15 protein-coding genes are annotated in these 20,507 nt (G+C 70.5%); 8 read left to right on the top strand and 7 right to left on the bottom strand.

Annotation, left to right across the window (positions count from 1 at the left end):
- Positions 1–61: 61 nt before the first annotated feature.
- Positions 62–541 carry a DUF1440 domain-containing protein gene (locus NQO67_RS30565; protein WP_255953558.1) on the bottom strand — a complete coding sequence of 160 codons (480 nt, stop codon included), beginning with the start codon at positions 539–541 and terminating at the stop codon, positions 62–64.
- A gap of 348 nt (positions 542–889) precedes the next feature.
- Between NQO67_RS30565 and NQO67_RS30560 the strand changes: the two genes are divergently transcribed.
- The 4 genes from NQO67_RS30560 (at position 890) to NQO67_RS30545 (ending at position 4,281) form a co-directional block, all read left to right on the top strand.
- A complete protein-coding gene (locus tag NQO67_RS30560; protein ID WP_255953595.1) occupies positions 890–1,711 on the top strand; it encodes a helix-turn-helix domain-containing protein in 822 nt (273 codons plus the stop codon).
- Positions 1,711–1,914 (top strand): DUF397 domain-containing protein, encoded by a 204-nt coding sequence (locus NQO67_RS30555; protein ID WP_374119201.1) that lies wholly within the window; start codon positions 1,711–1,713, stop codon positions 1,912–1,914. Before NQO67_RS30560 ends, NQO67_RS30555 begins: the two co-directional genes overlap by 1 nt.
- A 180-nt stretch (positions 1,915–2,094) precedes the next feature.
- The gene (locus tag NQO67_RS30550; RefSeq protein ID WP_255953556.1) at positions 2,095–3,150 is read left to right on the top strand and encodes a hypothetical protein; all 1,056 of its coding nucleotides are present in this window, start codon (positions 2,095–2,097) and stop codon (positions 3,148–3,150) included.
- Positions 3,151–3,384: 234 nt separating this feature from the next.
- Positions 3,385–4,281 carry a YihY/virulence factor BrkB family protein gene (locus NQO67_RS30545; protein WP_255953594.1) on the top strand — a complete coding sequence of 299 codons (897 nt, stop codon included), beginning with the start codon at positions 3,385–3,387 and terminating at the stop codon, positions 4,279–4,281.
- A 27-nt stretch (positions 4,282–4,308) separates the two neighbouring features.
- Here NQO67_RS30545 and NQO67_RS30540 read toward each other — a convergent pair whose 3' ends face one another.
- Positions 4,309–5,151, bottom strand: coding sequence for an RNA polymerase sigma factor SigF (locus NQO67_RS30540; RefSeq protein WP_255953593.1), 843 nt, complete (start codon positions 5,149–5,151; stop codon positions 4,309–4,311).
- A gap of 262 nt (positions 5,152–5,413) precedes the next feature.
- Here NQO67_RS30540 and NQO67_RS30535 point away from each other — a divergent pair, with 262 nt between their 5' ends.
- The 4 genes from NQO67_RS30535 (at position 5,414) to NQO67_RS30520 (ending at position 13,202) form a co-directional block, all read left to right on the top strand.
- Positions 5,414–6,622: a hypothetical protein gene (locus NQO67_RS30535; RefSeq protein ID WP_255953555.1), complete on the top strand. Its 1,209-nt coding sequence runs from the start codon at positions 5,414–5,416 to the stop codon at positions 6,620–6,622.
- A 206-nt stretch (positions 6,623–6,828) separates the two neighbouring features.
- Positions 6,829–10,266 carry a WD40 repeat domain-containing serine/threonine protein kinase gene (locus NQO67_RS44390; RefSeq protein ID WP_255953554.1) on the top strand — a complete coding sequence of 1,146 codons (3,438 nt, stop codon included), beginning with the start codon at positions 6,829–6,831 and terminating at the stop codon, positions 10,264–10,266.
- A gap of 170 nt (positions 10,267–10,436) precedes the next feature.
- The gene (locus tag NQO67_RS30525; RefSeq protein ID WP_255953553.1) at positions 10,437–11,489 is read left to right on the top strand and encodes a tetratricopeptide repeat protein; all 1,053 of its coding nucleotides are present in this window, start codon (positions 10,437–10,439) and stop codon (positions 11,487–11,489) included.
- Between the two features lie 603 nt (positions 11,490–12,092).
- Entirely contained in the window at positions 12,093–13,202 is a 1,110-nt protein-coding gene (locus NQO67_RS30520) for a non-reducing end alpha-L-arabinofuranosidase family hydrolase (RefSeq protein WP_255953592.1), read from the top strand.
- Between the two features lie 479 nt (positions 13,203–13,681).
- Here NQO67_RS30520 and NQO67_RS30515 read toward each other — a convergent pair whose 3' ends face one another.
- The 5 genes from NQO67_RS30515 to NQO67_RS30495 are packed head-to-tail and all read right to left on the bottom strand — an operon-like array spanning position 13,682 to position 20,462.
- Positions 13,682–15,100 carry an MFS transporter gene (locus NQO67_RS30515; protein ID WP_255953552.1) on the bottom strand — a complete coding sequence of 473 codons (1,419 nt, stop codon included), beginning with the start codon at positions 15,098–15,100 and terminating at the stop codon, positions 13,682–13,684.
- An 11-nt stretch (positions 15,101–15,111) separates the two neighbouring features.
- On the bottom strand, positions 15,112–15,891 hold the full coding sequence (locus tag NQO67_RS30510) for an enoyl-CoA hydratase (RefSeq protein WP_255953551.1): 780 nt from the start codon (positions 15,889–15,891) through the stop codon (positions 15,112–15,114).
- Positions 15,892–15,944: 53 nt separating this feature from the next.
- A complete protein-coding gene (locus NQO67_RS30505) occupies positions 15,945–17,174 on the bottom strand; it encodes a CaiB/BaiF CoA transferase family protein (RefSeq protein WP_255953550.1) in 1,230 nt (409 codons plus the stop codon).
- Positions 17,175–17,208: 34 nt separating this feature from the next.
- Positions 17,209–19,302, bottom strand: a complete 2,094-nt coding sequence (locus tag NQO67_RS30500) for a 3-hydroxyacyl-CoA dehydrogenase NAD-binding domain-containing protein (protein WP_255953549.1) — start codon at positions 19,300–19,302, stop codon at positions 17,209–17,211.
- A gap of 41 nt (positions 19,303–19,343) precedes the next feature.
- Positions 19,344–20,462 (bottom strand): acyl-CoA dehydrogenase family protein, encoded by a 1,119-nt coding sequence (locus NQO67_RS30495; protein WP_255953548.1) that lies wholly within the window; start codon positions 20,460–20,462, stop codon positions 19,344–19,346.
- Between the last annotated feature and the right edge of the window lie 45 nt (positions 20,463–20,507).

Here is a 20,507-nt window from a genome sequence, read left to right as displayed (position 1 = left end):
ATCGCCCGGACGCACTGAGTGACCGGGCAGTCACCGTCAGCGATGGCCCGGGTATTTCCGGTCAGCGGTGGCCCTGATGTTCGCGAGGAACGCGCACCGCCGGCTCCGGTGCCAGCCGACCCGCCACCACCACGCCGTACAGCACATGGTCCAGCGCCACCGCGGTGCGCCAGAGCACGGGCCGCTCTTTCACCTGCTCGATCTTCAGAAGTGGGGCGATCCCCGCCTCGAACGCCAGCCAGATCACCAGTCCGTAGACCACGCCGGTACCCGGCAGGCCCCGGATCCGGCGCGGCAACAGACCGAAAACGAGTCCGCCGCCGGCGCCGTACGCCCAGTGGAGCAGCTCCGTGATCGCCTGCCGCTGGTAGGCGGTCAGCCGGTGGACGGCGACGGGCGCATGTTCCTCCACGATCGCCTGGGGCGGCGTCCGTTCCTCCGGCGCGAGAGCGGCTGTCACGGTGCGGCTGCCCGTCATCGCCATGGCGGCGACCAGGCCACGTGCTCCCGCACGGAGGACCAGGGCCCGGTTTCCTTCCATCCTCAGCATGAGAGACCTCTCGCAGGGGGCGGTCACCGACCGGGGGCACTGGCGCCTGATGAGGCACGGTCTTCGGAGTCGTCGAGTACCCGGCCACGGGCACGATGATGCCTGCCGGGCCGGCCGAGACGCTCCCGACCACATCGCCGGCGTACGTTGTCCAGCCGCCACTACGCCGCGAGGTAACTACTGGAGTACGCAGAGTCACTGTCCGGATGGCGCCCGGTTCTGTACGGGCGGCGACACGTGACCCGGCGGACCCGCGGGGCGTTGTGCTCAGACAACACACGGAGGCGGTGGATCGTGGGCGCAACGGGACGGGAACGGGAGCCGGTTGTCGGCGACGGGATGGAAACGAGCGGCGACGACGAGGAGTCGGCGGCGGTCCTGCGGATGGTCGGCAAGGTCATCAAGAAGTGCCGGGAGCGGAAGGGGCTCACCCAGGCGCAGTTCGGCAAGGAGATCGGGTACAGCGAGGAGCAGGTGTCCTCGGTGGAGCAGGGGCGGAGGGCGCCGAAGGAACAGTTCCTTGAGCAGGCGGAGCGGGTGCTGGACGCCGGTGGGGTGATCATCGCGCTCAGGGAGGACGTGGAGCAGGCACGGTATCCGAAGAAGGTTCGGGATCTGGCCAACCTGGAGGGCGAGGCCGTCGAGTTGTGCGCCTATGCCAACTCTGTCGTTCACGGGTTGTTGCAGACACCGGAGTACACGCGGGTGTTGTATCGGACGCACCGACCAGTCCTCAGCGACGAGGTCCTGGAACGGCTCACCTCAGCACGGCTCGCTCGACAGAAAGTCTTCGAGCGCAGGCCTGGGTCCATCTTCGGATTCGTCCTGGAAGAGGTGACTCTGCGCCGTCCTCTCGGGGGCAGAATGGTGATGCGCGAGCAGCTCGAACGGCTGTTGGAGATCGGACGGCAACGGAACGTGGAGATCCAGGTCATGCCCACGAACTGCGAGGATCACGCCGGTCTCAACGGATCGCTCCAGCTGCTGCGGCTTGAGAGCGGGGACACAGTGGCGCACACGGAAATGCAGCTCACCAACCGCCTCATCTCCCACCCCAAGGAGATCCAGGTCCTTGAGGTCCGCTACGGCATCATCCGGGCCCAGGCCCTCACGCCCCGTGAATCGCTTGCCTTCATCGAAAAAGTGCTGGGAGAGACATGATGACCAACCCCTCGGCCGGGAACGATTCCGAGCTGGAGTGGTACAAGAGCAGTTACAGCACCAGTGATGGCCCGGAATGCGTGGAGGTCGCCTTCACGCACGAGGCCACCCACGTCCGAGACTCGAAGAACAAGCAGGGCCCCCAACTCGCCTTCGGCCCGAGAGAGTGGGCCACCTTCGTCTCGTACGCCGCCGATCGCTGACGTACGGCAGCGCGCGCCGACGCCCTGCGTCCGGTTCCGTACCGGAGGCAGGGCGTCGGCGTGTCGTGGGCAGCCCTCGCCTCCAGGGAAACCGCACGGCCTCCGGCGGAGCGCGGCATAATCCGGACCGCGTATTCCGCGATCACTTGAGATCACCTGAGATCACCTGAGGGAGGCATCGTGCGCGAACGATCCGAGGGTCCCCGTGCGGCCGGTTTCCACGCGGACCTGCGAAGGCGGCTGGTCGTCGGTACGTCCACCGCCGGCCTGGCGGTCGCCCTGTTCACCGGCACGGGGATGGCGGCTCCGCAGCCGGCACCTGCCGCGGTGCCGGCTCCCGCACAGAGCACCACCGTACGGTTATCCGTGCCGGCCTCGGGCCAGGTGACCTGCGACCGCGGCTCGGGCACCTGCGCGGGCGCCCGACGTGCGTCGGCGGACCCGGTCGGCGGGGCGGCCGCGAAGGCGCAGGCGCTGCCCAGCGGCTATCCGTTCCGGGAGTTGCAGATGAACCTCTGCAACAGCGGTTACGCCGGCTGCTACGAGAACGGCCAGTCGGTACCCGAGGCGGCCGGGGTCATCACCTCCAAGGCCCCCGATCTCGTCACGCTCAACGAGATCTGCAAGGCAGACGTCAGCGGTTCGCTCCTGAACGCCATGACCTCGGCCTGGCCCGCCGGTGACTGGGTGTTCTGGACGTTCAGGGCCGCGGGCGACCGCAGCACCGGCGGCGCCTACCACTGCAAGAACGGCGACGAGTACGGCAACGGCATCCTGGGACACGTACCCGCGGCCGACTGGTCCGGTGTCGACGTCTACGGCGGTGCCTACCCCGACAGCACGGCGGGGTCCCCCACCCAGGACACCACCTCGAAAGAGGAACGGTCGTGGGCGTGCACCTACGCCATCGGCGACTTCTACGGGTGCACCACGCATCTGACGAGTTCGAACTCGACGGTGGCCTTCAACCAGTGCGTGTCCCTGATGAGCAGCATCGTGCCGGGGATCCGAGCACAGGCGGGGGCCCATCCGAGCGTCGTCGCCGGCGATCTCAACCTCAAGTACGGCGGGTCCCCCAACGTCCAGAACTGCGTTCCGTCCGGGTGGTACCGCAAGGGCGACGGCGACGTGCAGCACGTGACGGCCACCAATGACCTCGCCTTCCAGTCCGGTCAGAGCATCGGCATGAGCCACACGGACCACGACGCCTGGCTCGTGAGCTTCAAGACTCCCTGACAGGCGGGCGGACGAGTCGGCGCTGTTGCGGCTGGCCGACGCGTGGGAGCACACGACCCACCGCACGCTCCGGCCCGGCACGGTCTCCCCGTAGCGCCGCGCACCGGGGGCTCGGCGCGCTGCCGTCCCCCGGTCGCCCGCGGCCGGGAACCGGACCGTCGCTCCCCACATGCCGCCTGCCTCAGCGGGTATCGGTTCTGAGCTCAGGAAAAGGCCGGAACCGGGGGTGAGACCATCCGCCGCACGGATGATGCAGACCAGCACACGGTCGGGTGGTGGAGGGCGCTGCGCCGCACTCCGGTCGCGGTCTGGAACGACGACGTCACGGACTGGGCCGCCGCGTTGACGTATTACGCCGTCCTGGCCCTGTTTCCGGTCCTGCTGGTGATCCTCTCGATCCTGGGCGTGACCATGCCGACGGCCAAGCCGGAGGTCATCGACCGGATGGCGCAGGCCGCCCCGGTCGCGTCCCGCGCCCTGCTGCGCAGCACGCTGCGTCAGTTGTCGGGGCAGTCGTCGACGGCATGGACGCTGATCTTCCTGGGCGGTTCGGGGGCCCTGTGGTCGGGTTCCAGCTATCTGAGCGTCTTCCGCCGGGCGCTGCACGCCATGCACCGCACCAGTGCGCAACGGCCGGTCTGGCGTACCGCTCCGCGCATCATCGCCACGGCCCTCGTCCTGATCTCCCTGCTCCTGACGACCACCCTCGCGTTGTTGCTCACCGGCAGCCTGACGCGGCGCCTGGCCCGGGCGCTGCACCTGGGTACCGGGCCGCAGGTCGCCTGGGACGCACTGCGGTGGCTGGTCGTGGCCGTGGTCGCCGTCGCCCTGGTGCTCGTCCTGTACCGCTCGGGGCCCCCGCCCTCCCGCCCGGTCGGGAAGATGGCGCCAGGTGGTGCGCTGGCGGTGGTGCTCGTGCTGGCGGTCTCCCTCGGGTTCGCCGCCTACACCTCCCATGTCAGCAGCTACCACCGCCTGTACGGCTCGCTGGCCGGTGTCGTGGTCTTCCTGATCTGGCTGTGGCTGGCCAACCTGGCGCTCCTGGTCGGGGCCCAGTTCAACGCGGAGCTGGCGAAGCCCGCCCAAGGGGAAGAGGCCGAGCGTCCGGTGCCTGCGGTGGACCGCCGGTAGGCACCGTCCGGCTGCCGGCCCCGACCGTCAGCCGGTGCTGAGCATGCCCTCGCGCAGGCGGGCCAGGAGGCGGGAGATCAGTCGCGAGACGTGCATCTGGGAGACGCCGAGACGTTCGCCGATCTCGGCCTGGGTGAGTTCCTCGACGAAGCGCCAGTGGATGATCCTGCGGTCGCGTTCCTCGAGTTCGGCGATCATCGGGGCGAGGGCGTGGAAGTCCTCGACCAGGCCGAGGGCGGCGTCCTCGTCGCCGATGACGTCGGCGAGCGCGGCCTCGCCGTCCTCGCTGCCGTTGAGCGCCGCGTCCAGGGAGGACGACTGGTAGCCGTTGGAGGCGAGCTGGGCCTCGACGACCTCTTCCTCGGGAAGGCTCATCAGCTCGGCGAGTTCCTCGGTCGTCGGGGCCCGGCCCAGCCGGCTGCGCAGCTCCTCGTTGGCGTGGGCGAGCTGGACGCGGGCTTCCTGGAGCCGGCGCGGGACGTGCACGGCCCAGGACGTGTCACGGAAGAACCGCTTGATCTCGCCGACGATGTAGGGGATGGCGAAGGTGGTGAACTCGACCTGGCGGGACAGCTCGAACCGGTCGATGGCCTTGATCAGCCCGACCATGCCGACCTGGACGATGTCCTCCATCTCCTCCGGTCCCCTGCTGCGGAACCGGCCGGCCGCATAGCGGACGAGGGACATGTTCATCTCGATCAGCGTGTTGCGCGCGTACTGGTACTCCGGCGTGCCCTCCTCCAGCGCCGCCAACCGGTCGAAGAACGTCTTCGACAACTCCCGCGCGTCCTTCGGCGCGACCTTGGAAGGGTCCGCGATCTTCGGAACGTCCACCGCCTGCTCGGCGGTCTGCGCCGTTGTCGTCGTCATCATGCGCCCCTCCTGGTCGGTCGGCCTTGTCGTCACCCGGACCGTCGTCCGGCAAGCACGCGCCTACCCAGGCTGCCGACCGGCATCCCCTCCGAACTGACGATCGTCGAGGCGCCCGCCCTCCCGCCCTCCCGGCCTGCCGGGCTCGGCTCGGGAGAGGTCCCCGTCCCGGACGGGTAGCTTCGCGCGATCCGCCCCGTCATCCGACAGGGGCCTTCACCGGCGGGAGCTGCTTCAGGTGTCATCACGCGGACATCGCATCATGTCGTGGGGTCGGACCGTCGTCATGCTCGCCGCCGCCGTCCTGGCGGCGGCCTCGCTGGGTGCTCCCCCGGCGCAGGGTGCAGCAGGCTCGCTGCACATCCTGCCGGGTCATCTGCTCGGGTCGGACTACCAGCCCGACAAGTTCTACGTGCAGCAGGGCGACGGCGACTGGGAGCTGACCTACACGCCCGGCTGGCAGGGTGACGGGTTCAGCGATCAGGTGCGCGGCACGCTGCCGAACCTGCGCGCCGCCAACGGCGTCTTCGACGACGAGAGCGGCAGGATCCTCGACCACGACCCGGACTTCACCGCACAGTCCAACACGGACGAGTTCATCTCGAACCTGGACTCCTACCGGCAGCACGGACTGCTCGCCACCGACGTCAACCTCCAGGGCGGCAACGCCGGGTTCGGCGGTGTGCAGAACCCCGCGTTCAACAGCGACGGGTCCCTGCGTCCGGAGTGGATGGACCGGGCGGCGCAGGTGATCGAGGCCCACGCGCAGCGGAACATGGTCGTGGTGCTCGGCTTCTTCTACTTCCAGCAGGACCAGGTGCTCGAAGACGACGACGCGGTGCGGCGGGCGGTGACCAACGCGACGGACTGGCTGATCGAGCACGACTACCGGAACGTGATCATCGAGATCGCGAACGAGTACAACGACGACGACTCCTACGACCACGAGATCATCCACTCGGACAAGGGCATGGCGGAGCTGATCCGGCTCGCGCAGTCGCGGTTCGACGACGCCGACTTCCGGCTGGCGGTGAGCGCGTCCCGGTTCGGGGACGGATCGTGGCCGGACGGTGCGGTCGCGGACGCCGCTGATCTCGCGCTGCTGCACTGCAACGGCCTTGACGCAGAGGACTGCGCGGACGCGGCCGCCGAACATCAGCAGGAGCACGACTACCCCGTCGTGGTCAACGAGACCAACAACACCGAGGGCAGCTACACGGACGAGACGCTGGACGAGGACGAGGCGGCCCTCGACAGGCTGACCGCCACCGGGGCCAGCTGGGGGTTCATGCTCAACCAGTGGAACCAGTACGCGACGTGCGTGTACGACGACGACTGCGGATCGGCGGGCTTCGACTGGACGCTGGGCCCCGACCCCGGCGCGAACGGCAGCGGCGTGGAACTCCTGCGCAACTTCGCCCACGGGGTCTTCGACCACCTGGAAGAGGTGGTGTTCCAACCCGGTCGTTGACGTCGTCGAGCGGCATGCCGTGGTGCGTGGCCGTCGCCTTCCGACCCGGCCCCGCAACTGATCGCGAAGGATCCGCGCGGGTAGTGTGCCGGCGGTGGAACCCCGGCGCCGCCCCTGGCGTGCGGACTGGCGGGGGCGCGCGCCCGGCAGGGCCGACGAACTCCCCGTCCGACGTGCTTCTGCCGCCATCACGCTAGGGAGTCGCAGTGAACGCACCTACGTCGCCGGCCGCTTGGGCGACCGGCGAGACCGTCGACGGCCGGTACCGGGTGATCGGGGAGCTGGGCCGGGGCGGGATGGGCGTCGTGCACCGGGTTCGGCATCTCGCCTGGGGCATCGACATGGCGGTGAAGAGTTCGCGGCCCGAGCTGTTCCGCGGGCCCGGCGATCAGGAGCTGTTCGTCAGGGAGGCCGAGGCGTGGGTGTCCCTCGGGCTCCATCCGAACGTCTGCGTCTGCCATTACGTGCGGGTGATCGACGGTGTCCCCCGGGTGTTCGCCGAGTACGTCGACGGCGGCAGCCTGGCCGAGTGGATCGGCGACGGGCGGCTCCACGCCGGGGATGCCCGGCAGGCCCTCGCCCGTGTGCTCGACACGGCGGTCCAGGCGGCCCGCGGGCTCGAGCACGCCCATCGCAGAGACCTGGTGCACCAGGACGTGAAGCCGGCCAACGTCCTGCTCGACGGCACGGGTGCCGCGAAGATCACCGACTTCGGTCTCGCCCGGTCCAAGGCCACCACCACGGCCCCGGCCGACCCCCAAGCGACGTCGGACGTCAGCGTGTTGGTGCCGACGGGCGGCATGACGGTCGGGTACGCGTCCCCGGAGCAGCTCGCGGGCGAGCCCGTCGGGCGGCGCAGCGACGTCTACAGTTTCGCGGTCTCGGTCCTCGAGATGTTCACCGGCGGTGTGCGCTGGGCGGCTGGTTCGGTCGCGGGTCTCGCGCTGGAGGAGCTCCTGGCCGACCCCTCGAATCCGGTCGCGGCACCGCCGGAGGTCGTCCACCTGCTCCGGCGCTGCCTGCGGCAGCAGCCGGCCCACCGGCCGGCCTCGATGGCCGACATCGCGGACGTACTGACCGAGATCTACGAGCAGGCGACCGGCTCGGCCTACCCGCGTCCCGCGCCGCAGGAGGCCGAGCTGCGCGCCGACGAACTCAACAACCGTGGCCTGTCGCTCCTCGACCTGGACCGGGCCGCCGACGCCGAGCAGGCCTTCGACCAGGCGCTCGCGGCCGACCCGCACCACGTGGGGGCCGTGTACAACGGCGGCCTGTTCCGGTGGCGTACGGGCGCGATCACCGATGAGGAACTCGTCGCCCGGCTGGCGGCGATCCCGCGCGGATCCGGTGCGTCCTCCTGGCAGGTGCAGCTGTTCCTGGCCCGGGTCCACCTCGAACGCGGCGACCTCGCCGCGGCACGCGACCTGCTCGACGCCCTCGCCCGCGAGCGACCCGACGACACCGACGTGCGGGCGGCGCAGCGGGTGGCGGCCTCCACAGCCGTGGCCGATGCCCGCCGCACCGGCACCCGCATGTTCCGCGAGCCGTTCGCGCTGCCCTTCGCGCCGGTGGAACTGCTCGCCCGGCACGAGGTGATGGGCTACCTGCCGATCCGGTTCACTCCCGACGGACGCCTCGCGCTGAGCGGCCACTGGAACGGCGTGCTGCGGCTGTGGGACACGGCGACCTGCGCGCAGCGGTCGGCAGTCGAGGGCCACCCCACGCAGGTGCTCGGCGTCGACCTCACCCCTGACGGCTCGTACGCCCTGTCCACGAGCCGCGACGGCACGGTGCAGTTCTGGGATCTCAGGGCGGGCAGGTGTACCCGCGTCATCCGCTCGGCCGCACGCGCCACGGGGTGCCCGGTCAGGTTGAGTGCCGACGGGCGCATCGGGGTGTGGCAGGGCGTGGACGGGCGCGTCCAGGTCTGGGAGCCGCGGACCGGGACCTGCCGGTGGTCGCTCGGGGCACGACTCGAGGGCGGCGCCCTGGACGGCTCGCAGTACGAGGTGAGCGCCGACGGGCGCCATGTGCTCACCGCCGAGGAGGACGGGGCGCGGCTGTGGAGCGTGGCCGATGGCCGGTGCCGGGTGCTGGCCGCCGGCGCGGCGACGCATGCGTTGTGCTTCAGCCCCGACGGGCGGACGGTCGCGGTGGCCGGCAAGGACCGGGTGATCCGGGTATGGAACGTGGGGGACGGCCAGCAGATCCGCGGGTTGGCCACGTTGACGGGGCTGACCGCCGCGGCCGGTCACCTCGCCTTCGGCGACGGCGGGCGGCTGCTGCTGTCCGGAACGACCGGCGACCACACCGTTCAGGTCTGGGAGTTGCGCAGCGGCCGGTGTCTGCGGACGTTCACCGCCGGCGCGTACGGGATGCACCACGTCGGATTCCCGGACGGCGGCGACCGTTTCGGCTGCTCCGTCGGCGGGCACCCCGAGCTGCCCATGCATCGCTGGCGGCTGCCCGACACCGGTTACGCCGCCGAGCCGTACGTGATCAAGCCGCGCGCGTACGCGGAGGTCAGCCGGCTCGGCGGACTGGTCGAGGAGCTGCTCGCCGACGCACGCCATGCGATGTCGAACGGCCACCACCGGTCGGCCCTCGTCCTGTTGACCCGCGCACGGGAGGTACCGGGATACGAGCGGGCGCCCGAGCTCCTGGCCGCCTGGCACGAACTGGGCCGCTCGGCGCACCACGTACGGCTGCGCTCCGCCTGGTCCCGGCCGCTGGACGCCGGCCGCCTCTCCTTCGGCGCCATCACGGCGATCGGTGTCGCCGCGGGCGTCCGGCTCGCCGTCAGCGGGCAGAGCGACGGCACCGTACGGGTCTGGGATCTGGACAGCGGCGCGTGCACGCACATCCTCGACGATCACCCGGGCAGGGTGGGCGGGGTGGCGTTGAGCGACGACGGCCGGCACGTCCTGTGCGAGGGCACCAAGCCGCTCGCGGTCATTCGGCGGCGACTGGCAGACGGCGAGTGCCGCCGGCTGACTCCGGACTGGGACATGAGCAGGACCATCGGCTTCACCGGCGACGGAAGGTGCGCCTGGTTCGGCGGCGGCGACGGCGTGCTGCGCCGCTGGGACCTGGACGGCGACCGCTGCGTCGCGACGATCACCGGGAACGGCCCGGTCAACGTGATCTCCGTGTCCGCGGACGGGCGGCTCGCGGCGGTCGGTGACTCGGGCGGCGTGGTCCGGTTGCGGGACCTCGGCACCGGAGCCTGCCTGCGGACCTGGACCGGCCCCCGGGAACCGATCCTCTCGGCGTGCCTGAGCGCCGACGGCCGCCTGGCCATGTCCACGCACCAGGTCATGTCCTCCGGCGCCGGGGACGAACCGATCCGGCTGTGGGACGCCGGTTCCGGGCGGGCGGTACGCGAGTTCGCCGGGCACGAGGGCTGGGTCTCCGCCGTGCGGTTCACCCCTGACGCCCGGTTCGCCTTCTCGGCCGGACACGACGGATCCATACGGATGTGGGAGGTCGCCACCGGCCGATGCCTGCACGTGCTCGAAGGGCACCAGCAACGCATCCGGCACCTCGAACTCACCCCGGACCTGCGCAACCTGGTCTCGGCGGGAGACGACGGCATCCGCCTCTGGGACCTCGACTGGGAGCTGGCGGCCGAACCGACCCGGTGAAGGCCCCCGCAGGAGCGGAAACGCGCCCCTCGTCGGCGGCACGTTCGCGCGCTCCCCTACCCGCCCCCGGGCGGATCCTCCACAATGTCTGCCAGAAAGATCACGATCAGGGACCGAAGGGCCGGGAACGAGCGGTGCCGCGCAAGGTCAGCAGGATTCCGACACCCCGTGTGGGCAGTGGGCTCTTCCTGCTCGACCTCACCGTCGCGGCCGGCGAGCCCGGGACCGCTGAGAGCACCGAGGCCATCGCCCGGTACGCCGACGAGATGCTCGCGGTGGGCAACACCGCCGAGGCCGTCGACTGGTACTCGCGGATCATCGAGGACGGTGCGCCGGAACTCGGCCCTCAGGCGGCACTTCAGATCGGCGTGGCGCTGGCGGACGACGACAGCGAGGCCTCCCAGGCGGTGCTCCGCTACGCGGCCGAGCACGGCACCGGCCAGGTGGCCGAGTTGGCGGCACGTAACCTCCAGGTGATGGCCGACCACGGCATCGCCGTCCGGACGGCACCTGCGACGCGGGAGGAGGTCGTCGGGCGTGCGGCGCTCGGCCGGGGCAGGCTGTGGGCAGCGGCGAACGATCTGCGGGGAGCCATCGAAGCGTTCGATTTCGCGGCCGGTTCACCGGTCGCCGACGTCGCAGCCGAAGCGCTGGCCCTTTGGGGCTCGGCGCTGTTGATGGGCGGTGACCAGGACGCGGCCGTGGAGGTCCTCAACCGGGCCATGGCGTCCGGGCACCGCAGGTTCGGCGCAATGGCGGCCGTCGACCTGGCCATGATCCTGGTCAACCGCGGCGAGCACGACCGTGCCTCCCGCCTGCTCCGCCAGGCGCGGGACGGTGACCTGGCCGGCACGATGGCGGCGGTGAACCTCGGGGTCATGCTCGCGCGACACCTCGGCGACCTGGACGCCGGCATCACCGCACTGCGCACGGCGGCCCGGGACCAGGTCCCGCTGATCGCCGCGGGCGGGCTGTTCAACCTGGCGACGCTCGTGGAGGAGAACGGGGACCGGGCCGGGGCCGAGCAGGCGTACCGGGACGCGGCCGACCTCCGCCAGCCGATGTTCAGCGGCAAGGCCGCCATCAACCTCGCCCTGCTGCTGAGCCGCCGGCTGGACGCCGAAGGCGAGCGCGCCGCCTACCGGCTGGCGGCCGAGGTCGGCGACCCCGACGACCAGGCTCAGGCCCGCAAGATGCTCCTGCTCTTGGGCGGCCTGGTCTAGGCGGTGTCCGCACACTCGCGCACGGCAGGCGGCTTTGGTGACCGTCTGCGTGGTATCCCGAAAACCGGGACAACTGGGCTGCCTGGCACGGCCGATCAGACCCTGCGGTCTTGACTGCGAGTGCCACCTGATGCAGTTTATGTGTCTGGGATATAGCGAGCAACTTTCGCTCCTGCACGGCTGTATGTGGAAGTACGAGAACCGGCCGGCCCACGGCCGGACCCGGCACCGCCCAGTTCTTCCCCAGGGCGCGATCACTGCCCTGCCCCCGCGAGGAGAATGATCTTCCATGTCCTGGCGCTCCGCAGAGCCCTCTGCCCGCACGGTCTTCGCGGTGCTCACCGGTCTGATCGCCTACGAGGTCCCAGCCGGTGGCCCACACCGCCGGTCCGCGGTCCGCAGCGCCGACGCCCTGAGAGCGCCGGTGGCTGAGCACCGACGCTGATCCGGTGCGACGGTGGCAGCCAGCCTGACGCGCGGAAGCACCGCCTCCGCCTCGCAACGACTTCGATCCCCATCCGCGGCGTCCCGCGCGGGGTCTCGCAGGACGGGAAGCCGCAGGAACACAGTCCGGTGCCCACGAACAGCTGCGCACCGCACCACATCGACAGTCCGGACAGCCCCCGACGGACCGGCCGGAATCACTTACTCAAGGATCGAGAGGTCCCTATGCGCAGAGGAAGTTTCAGCCGCGGACACCGCTCCGTGGCGCTCGCCGCCGCGGCTGCGGCCCTGGTCGCCCTGGCGGGTACGCTCGTCGCCAACCCGGCTCAGGCGTCGACCCCGTCGACCCCGTCGGCCGCCGCGGCGTGTTCCCTCCCGTCGACGTACAAGTGGTCGTCAACGGGTCCATTGGCGCAGCCCGCGAACGGCTTGGTCTCGCTGAAGGACTTCAGCAGCGTGGTCTACAACGGACGGCACCTGGTCTACGCGTCGAACGTGGACGGCTCCTCTTCGTACGGGTCGACGGCGTTCAGTCCCTTCACGAACTGGTCGGACATGGCGTCGACCGGCCAGACCAACATGAGCGGGTCCACGATCGCGCCCACACTGTTCTACTTCGCGCCCAAGAACATCTGGGTGCTGGCGTCCCAGTGGGGTGCGTCGCCGTTCATCTACCGCACCTCCAGCGACCCCACCAACCCGAACGGCTGGTCCTCACCGCAGGCGCTGTTCACCGGCGGCATCCCCAACTCCGGCCCGCTCGACCAGACGCTGATCGGTGACGGCCAGAACATGTACCTGTTCTTCGCCGGCGACAACGGCAGCATCTACCGGGCGAGCATGCCCATCGGGGACTTCCCCGGCAGCTTCGGCTCCACGTACACCACGGTCATGAGCGACTCGACCAGCAACCTCTTCGAGGCGGTGCAGGTCTACAAGGTCCAGGACCAGAACCAGTACCTCATGATCGTCGAGGCGATGGGCGCCAACGGGCGCTACTTCCGCTCTTTCACCGCCTCCAGCCTCAGCGACACCTGGACCCCGCAGGCCGCCAGCGAGAGCAACCCCTTCGCCGGCAAGGCCAACAGCGGCGCCAGCTGGACCAACGACATCAGCCACGGCGACCTGGTCCGCAACAACCCCGACCAGACCATGACCATCGACCCCTGCAACCTACAGTTCCTCTACCAGGGCAGGGACCCCGCGTCGGACGGCACCCCCTACAACCAGCTGCCGTGGCGGCCGGGAGTGCTCACCCTCCAGCGCTGACCCGCCTGGTCCACGGTGATCGCGATTTCTCCTCTCTGCATGTCCATGACTTACGTCGGTATTCAGCCCTCCCGCTCCGGTGACGCCAGCGCGCGACGCCAACCCTGCCGACACTTTCGTGAGAAAGTTTCCATAAGTCAGTAGAGATAGTTTCTTACTCGATTGCCCGAGTGCCACAGCGGCGTCCGTGTCGGACGAGGGAAGGCGATCGTGACGGACGAGCACCGACCTCGGCGAGAGCACCACCGCCCTCGCCGAGGTACTCAGGCAGGCCCGCAACCGACCCCTGGGCACCCTTGCCGACACCCTCGTCGAACAGGCCGCTGCTTCCACCCCGCACAACGACGGCATCGCCCTCGTCCCCCGATCCGAACCTCCGATAGTCGCTCGTCAGGGCATTCAACGGTCACCGCGACACGACTGCCGGCCACCGTCCATGCTGCCCTCGATTCCGATCGGTGAGGCCAGAGGACCGAGGTTCAGCTCTCGGCACCGAGTTCTGCGAGCGTCTTGCCGGTGGACCGTACGCCGAAGGCGATGAAGACCGCTCCGACGAGCAGCACCCCGGCCAGCGCCCAGAAGACGGATCGCGGGCCGTCTGCCGCGAGCAGCGGCACGACCAGGTACGGCTGGAGGGCGCCGCCGAGGTGGCCGATGCCGTCGCCGATGCCCATCGCCGAACCCCGCGCCCGGGTCGGGAAGACCTCAGCGGTGTAGGAGTACGCGGGGATGATGGTGGCGAAGATCCCCGCGCTGACCAGGAACGCGCCCACGACCACGAAGGTCTCGTCCGGCGCGACGGCCAGGGCCGCAAGCCCGATGACGATCAGCGCGAGGCTTGCTGCGATCAGCGTGCGCCGTTGCAGCCGCTCGATCAGCGCCGGCTGGACGAGCGCCGCGATGATGCCGCCGATGGAGGCGATGCCCGCCAGGGTGACGGCGCTGGTGTGGCCGACGTTCAGCTTGGCGAGCAGGTTCTCCTCGTACACGTTGAAGGCGTACACGCTGAAGTAGAGACAGAACCAGAAGCCGAAGACGACCAGCAGCCTGCTGCGGAAGGGCCGCCGGAAGAGGTCCACGACGGGGAACGGGGCGTCGCTCGCCTGCTCGCCACCGTCCGGGTCGGGAGCGGGAAGGTCGACGTGCCGATCGGTCAGGCGCTGCTCCATCGCCGAGACGATGGCGTCGGCACGCTCGCGCTGCCCGCGCAGCTCCAGCCAGCGCGGGGACTCGGGCAGCCGGCGGTCGTTGAGCAGCGGCAGTGCCAGCGCGCTGGCGGCGGCGAGGGCGAACAGGATGCGCCAGCCCTGGCCGGTGGCCGGCAGCAGCCAGGTGCCCAGGATCGGAGACGCCGCCTGGCCGGCAGCCGCCCAGATGATGCTGACCGCGAGCAGCTTCCCGCGCCGGGCAGCCGGCGCCAGTTCGGTGATGAAGGTGCCCAGCAGGGCGATCTGTGCGCCCATCGCAAGGCCGGTCAGGGTACGGAAGACGGTGAGCGAGGCCAGGTCCCAGGACAGGCCGGTGGCCAGCGATGCCACGGCGAGCAGGGAGACGCAGATGGCCAGCGCCCTGCGCCGGCCGATCCGGTCCGCCGTGGTACCGAGGGCGAACGCACCGACCATGTAGGCGATCAGGTTGGCGGTGATCGGGAGGCTGATCTGTGACTCGCTCAGCCGGAGTCTGTCGATCACGGTCGGCAGGACCGTGCCCACCACGTTGATGTCGTAGAACGCGAAGAAATAGCAGATGCCGAGGGCGAGATAGCCGCCCAGGGCGAGGCCGGTACGCGGCAGCCGGTCGATCCTGGCTCCTGCGGAGGCGGAGGCGGCGGCTCGTGGTGTGGCGGGGATGTCGTCGGACGCGGACGCTGCCGGTCCGACGGGGGCAGATCTGCTCATAGGGGTGTCTCCTAGCGGCTGCGGTTGATGAAGGAAGCCATGTAGCGGCACGGCTCCCCGGTGGCGAAGGCCGTCCCGAAGGCGTCGACGCTGGCGTCGACGGACTCCGTCAGCGGTCGCTCCTCCCAGCTGCGGAGCAGCTCCTTCTGCTGCCGCATGACGGACGGGCCGAGGGCGGCCAGGCCGTGGGCGGTGGTGGCGACGGCGGTGTCGAGCCCGTCCGCGGGCACGAGTTGCTGCACCAGGCCCCACTCGCGGGCGGTGGCGGCGTCGATGTTCTCGCCGGTGAGCAGCAGCCAGGTGGAGCGGGAGAGGCCGATCAGGCGGGGCAGCAGTGCGGCGTGGATGACGGACGGGATGCCGACCTTGACCTCGGGCATCCCGTACCGGGAGTCCTCGGAGCCGATGCGCAGGTCGCAGGCGAGGGCCAGTTCGAGGCCGCCGCCCAGGCAGTAACCCGCGAGTCGGGCGATCACGGGCAGGGGAAAGTCCCTCACGGCATCGCAGAGTTCACGCAGCCGGGAGATGAAGCGCCTGCCGGAGTCGGGATCCAGACCTGCCATCTCATGGATGTCCGCGCCGCCGACGAACGCCTTGTCTCCGGTCCCGCGCAGGACCAGGACACGAACGTCGTCCCGGGCCCGGAGTGCGGCGAGGGCGACGGTGAGGTCCTGGATGACCGGTGTGCTGAGGATGTTGACGGACTTGGCTTCGGTGATGGTCAGGGTCGCGACGCCGCACTCGTCCAGCTCAACGTGGGCATGCGGAAACTGCTGGGGACTGCTGCTCATGGGGTGGGCTCCGATGGAGTGGATGTACTGCCGGACGGCGGCTGCCGAAGGGGTCAGCGGATGCCTGCGACGGCTCCGGAGGCGAGGAGTGCCTCGACTGCCTCGGGTGCCAGGCCGAGTTCGGCCAGGATCGCGGCGGAGTGCTCGCCGTTGAGGGGCGGCGGCTGGACGGGGTGGGGTACGCCCGGGTCGATCATGGGGTTGCGGACCAGCGGAACGGTGCCGACGGTGGGGTGTTCGGCGTGGATCCGCAGGTCACGGTGGGCGACCTGCGGGTCGGCGAAGACCTCGGGGAGGGTGTTGATCGGTCCCCAGGAGATACGGGCCGTATCGAGGTCCGCTCCCCACTGCGCACGGGTGCGCCCGGCCATCGCTGCCGCGACCAGCGGGCGCAGCTCGTCCAGGTGCTCCAGGCGACTGCTGTTGGTGGTGAACCGCGGGTCCCGTGCCAGGTGCGGAAGGTCGGCGAGGGCGCAGAACTGGGCGAACTGCGCGTCGTTGCCGATGGCCAGGATCAGGTGTCCGTCGGAGCAGGCGAAGACCTCGTACGGAGCGAGGTTGGCGTGCGCGTTGCCGATGCGCTGGGGAACGCGCCCCGACACGAGATAGTTGGAGCCCTGGTTGGCGTTCAGGGCGACGGCGACGTCGAGCAGTGCGATGTCGATGTGCTGGCCGGCACCGGTGCGTTCGCGCTGGAAGAGCGCGGCGAGCACGGCGGACGTCGCGTACATGCCGGTCATCAGGTCGACGACCGAGACACCGGTGCGCAGGGGCCCGTCACCCGGCGTGCCGTCGGGCTGCCCGGTGTAGCTCATCATGCCGCCCATGCCCTGGAAGACGTAGTCGTACCCGGGCTTGCCGGCCATCGGTCCCGTGGGGCCGAACCCGGTGATGGACAGGTGGATGAGGCGGGGGTTGACGGCCCTCAGGTCGGTGTGGCCGAGACCGTGGCGCTCCAGCGTGCCGGTCCGGTAGTTCTCCACGACGACATCGGCGTCGGCGGCCAGGCGGCGGACGAGCTCTGCGCCCTCCGGCGTGGCGAAGTTGATCGCGATGGAGCGCTTGCCGCGGTTGCAGGCGAGGAAGTACGCCGAGAAGTGCGCTCCGGTGTCGGGGTCGCCGAGGTACGGCGGGCCCCAGCCGCGGGTGTCGTCACCGGCCTTCGGGTTCTCCACCTTGATGACCTGGGCGCCCAGGTCCGACAGGTTCTGGGTGCACCAGGGCCCGGCCAGGATGCGGGAGAGGTCGAGCACCTTCAGCCCGCGCAGAGAGGTTTCCAGCATGATGTGGCCCCCAGGGGTCGGTTCGGGCGGGCGGTCAGCACGTCTCGAAGCGGGTGGCTCCGGCTGCGACCAGCCGCTGTAGCAGGGGAGCCGGCGTCCAGTGCTCGCCGTGCACCTCGTGCAGGGCACGGATCCTCTCCAGCGTCACGTCGAGGCCGAGGGTCTCGGCGTAGTGCATGGGGCCGCCGCGCCAGGCCGGGAAGCCGTAGCCGGAGACGTAGACGACGTCGATGTCGGAGGCGCGCTGGGCGATCCCTTCGGCGAGGATCTGCGCACCCTCGTTGACGAGGGCGAGAATGCAGCGCTCCACGATCTCGTCGTCGGTGAGCGCCCGCCGCTCGACGCCGGCCTCCCGCGCGCACCGGGCGATGATCTCGTCGACGACCGGGTCGGGATGCGGGATGCGGCTGCCCTCTTCGTAGCGGTAGTAGCCGGCTCCGGTCTTCTGACCGAAGCGGCCCTGCTCGCAGATGCGGTCGGGAACCCGGCAGTACCGCAGATGAGCGGGGCGGGTGGGCGCGAGCCGCTTGCGGGTGGCCCAGTTGATGTCGAGGCCGGCGAGGTCGGCGACGTTGTGGGGGCCCATGGCCATGCCGAAGCGGGTCAGGGCCTGGTCGACCTGCTGGGGCGAGGCTCCCTCTTCCAGGAGGAAGTTGGCCTCGCGCCAGTACGGGGTGAGCATGCGGTTGCCGACGAAGCCCTCGCAGACCCTGACGACGACCGGGGCCTTTCCGATGCGCTGTGCGGCCCTGGTGCAGCTGGCCAGGGTGGTGGGCGAGGTGGCGTCGCCGCGTACCACCTCCAGGAGCCGCATGATGTTGGCCGGGCTGAAGAAGTGCAGGCCGATGACGTCCTGGGGGCGGGAGGTGACGGCGGCGATCTCGTCGACGGACAGCCGTGACGTGTTGGACGCGAGGATGGCGCCCGGTTTGCAGACCGCGTCGAGGCGGCGGAAGACGTCCTTCTTGACGTCCATGTCCTCGAAGACGGCCTCGATGACGAGGTCGGCGTCCGCCGCGTCGGCCAGGTCGAGCGTGCGGCGGATCAGGCCCATGCGCTCCTCGACCTGGGCCGCGGTGAGCCTGCCCTTGGCCGCGGTGATGTCGTAGTTGTGGCGCATCCGGGCCAGGCCCCGGTCCAGGGCCTGCTGATCGCGCTCGAAGAGGACGACGGGGATGCCCGCGTTGGCGAACGCCATGGCGATACCGCCGCCCATGGTCCCGGCGCCGATCACGGCCGCCTGGACGACCTCCCGGACAGCCGTGTCCGCGGGCAGGTCGGCGATCTTCGCGGCCTGGCGCTCGGCGAAGAAGACATGGCGCAGGGCCTTGGACTCGGGGCCTGCGACCAGTTCGTCGAAGCGGGCGCGCTCATAGGTGAGGCCCTCTTCGAGCGGAAGGCGGGTGGCCGCCTCCAGGCAGTCGACGGCGGCGCGCTGCGCGAGCGCATTGCGGTCCTTGGCGCCTACGGCGTCCCGGCGGGCGCTGAAGTCGAATTCCGTGGGGGCCATGGAGCGGACGCCGGGTGCGGGAACGGCCTCGGCGGCAGCGGCATGTGCGGTCCCGGCGGCGATCGGGTCCCCCTCGAACACGGCGTCGACCAGGCCGAGGCCGGCCGCCCGGACGCCCGTGACACGCCTGCCGTGCTGCACCAGGTCCAGTGCCTCGGCCACCCCGACCAGGCGTGGCAGCCGCTGGGTACCGCCCGCGCCGGGGACCAGGCCGAGAGTGACCTCGGTCAGGCCGAGGCGGGCGTCGGCGGTGGCGATGCGGTGGTGGCAGCCGAGTGCCAGCTCCAGGCCACCGCCGAGGGCGACACCGTGGATCGCGGCGACGACGGGCTTGGCGCTCGCCTCAATCTTCGCGATGACCTCACCGAGCATCGGCCCGGCGGTGGCGGCGGGAGTGTTGAACTGGCGGACGTCGGCGCCGCCGCAGAAGCCGCGCCCGGATCCGGCGATCACGGCGGCGTGCACCCCGGTGTCCTCGGCGACCCGGTCGAGGGCAGCCGCGACGCCCACGCGGACGCTGTGGCCCAGGGCGTTGACCGGCGGGTTGTCGAGAAGGATGACGGCCACACCGTCCTGGGTGCCGTAGCGCACGGTCTCGGAGAGGACGACGGTCTTCATGGTGGAGGGGGTTCCTTCCTGCGCGGGTGGGCAGCGAGCGTTCAGGCCGCCGTCGGTCGGGCGAGGTCCATGAAGCGCGTCAGGTGGGCGCGCCGGTCGCCCAGGGTGTGTTCGATGGCCAGCAGCCGTTTGACGTGGTGGCCCAGGCGCAGTTCGTCGGTCATGCCGATACCGCCGTGCAGCTGGATGGCGTCGAGGCCGATCAGGCGCGCGGCGTCGATGCATTTGACTTTGGCCGCGGACACCGCGGACGCGGCTCGGGCACCGTCGGATTCGCTGGTCGCGGAGGCCAGCCAGGCCAGCGAGCGGGCCTGCTCGACGGCTACCAGCATGTCGACGAGCCGGTGTTGCAGGGCCTGGAACTTGCCGATGGGGCTGCCGAACTGCTCGCGGCTTCCGGCGTGGTCACGCGTCGCGTCGAGCACCGCGGACATGGCGCCGACCGCTTCGGCGCACAGGGCGGCACAGGCCAGGTCCGAAGCCCGGCTCAGCGCGTCGTGTGCCTCACCCGCCCGCCCGAGCAGTGCACCGGTGGGCAGGCGTATGCCGTCGAAGCGCAGATCGGCGCCGTGCGCGCCGTCGATGGTGGGATACCGGGCGAGGGACAGGCCCGGGTGGTCGCGATCGACGAGGAACAGGGACACACCGCGCGGCGAGGGGTTGTCGCCCGAGGTGCGGGCCGTCACGAGGTAGCGGTCCGCGTCGCCGTCGATGACCACGCACTTGGCGCCGGTCAGCAGCCACCCGTCACCGTCCGGGACGGCCGTGGTGGTGATGTCGGTGAGGTCGTGCTGGGTGTGCGGCTCGTCGTGGGCCAGCGCGAAGGTGTGCTCTCCCGCGGCGAGGGCCGGCAGCAGGGCCGTGCACTGGGCGTCGTCACCGGTGAGGGCGATGAGACGGCCGCACAGCAGCACGGTGCTGGCATAGGGGACCTTGACCAGGTGGCGCCCGAAGGACTCCATGACGGCGTGGGCGAGGAGGGGGCCTGCGGCCAGCCCGCCGTACTCCTCGGGCAGGACAAGACCGAGCAGCCCCATCTCGGCGAAGGCGGTCCAGTGGCCCTTGTCCGCACCGTTCGTCTCGAAGTCGTACGCGCGGCGGAGGTAGGTCTCGACGGCGTCGGCGAGCGCTTTCTGGTCCTCGTCGAGGTGGTGACGCATGCTGTTCTCCTCAGCGGTTCTCTGGGATCGGTGTCCCGGAGCGGG

The sequence above is a fragment of the Streptomyces odontomachi genome (assembly GCF_024435355.1).
Classification (GTDB): Bacteria; Actinomycetota; Actinomycetes; order Streptomycetales; family Streptomycetaceae; genus Streptomyces; species Streptomyces odontomachi.
This window is presented reverse-complemented; position numbering and strand designations above follow the sequence as displayed.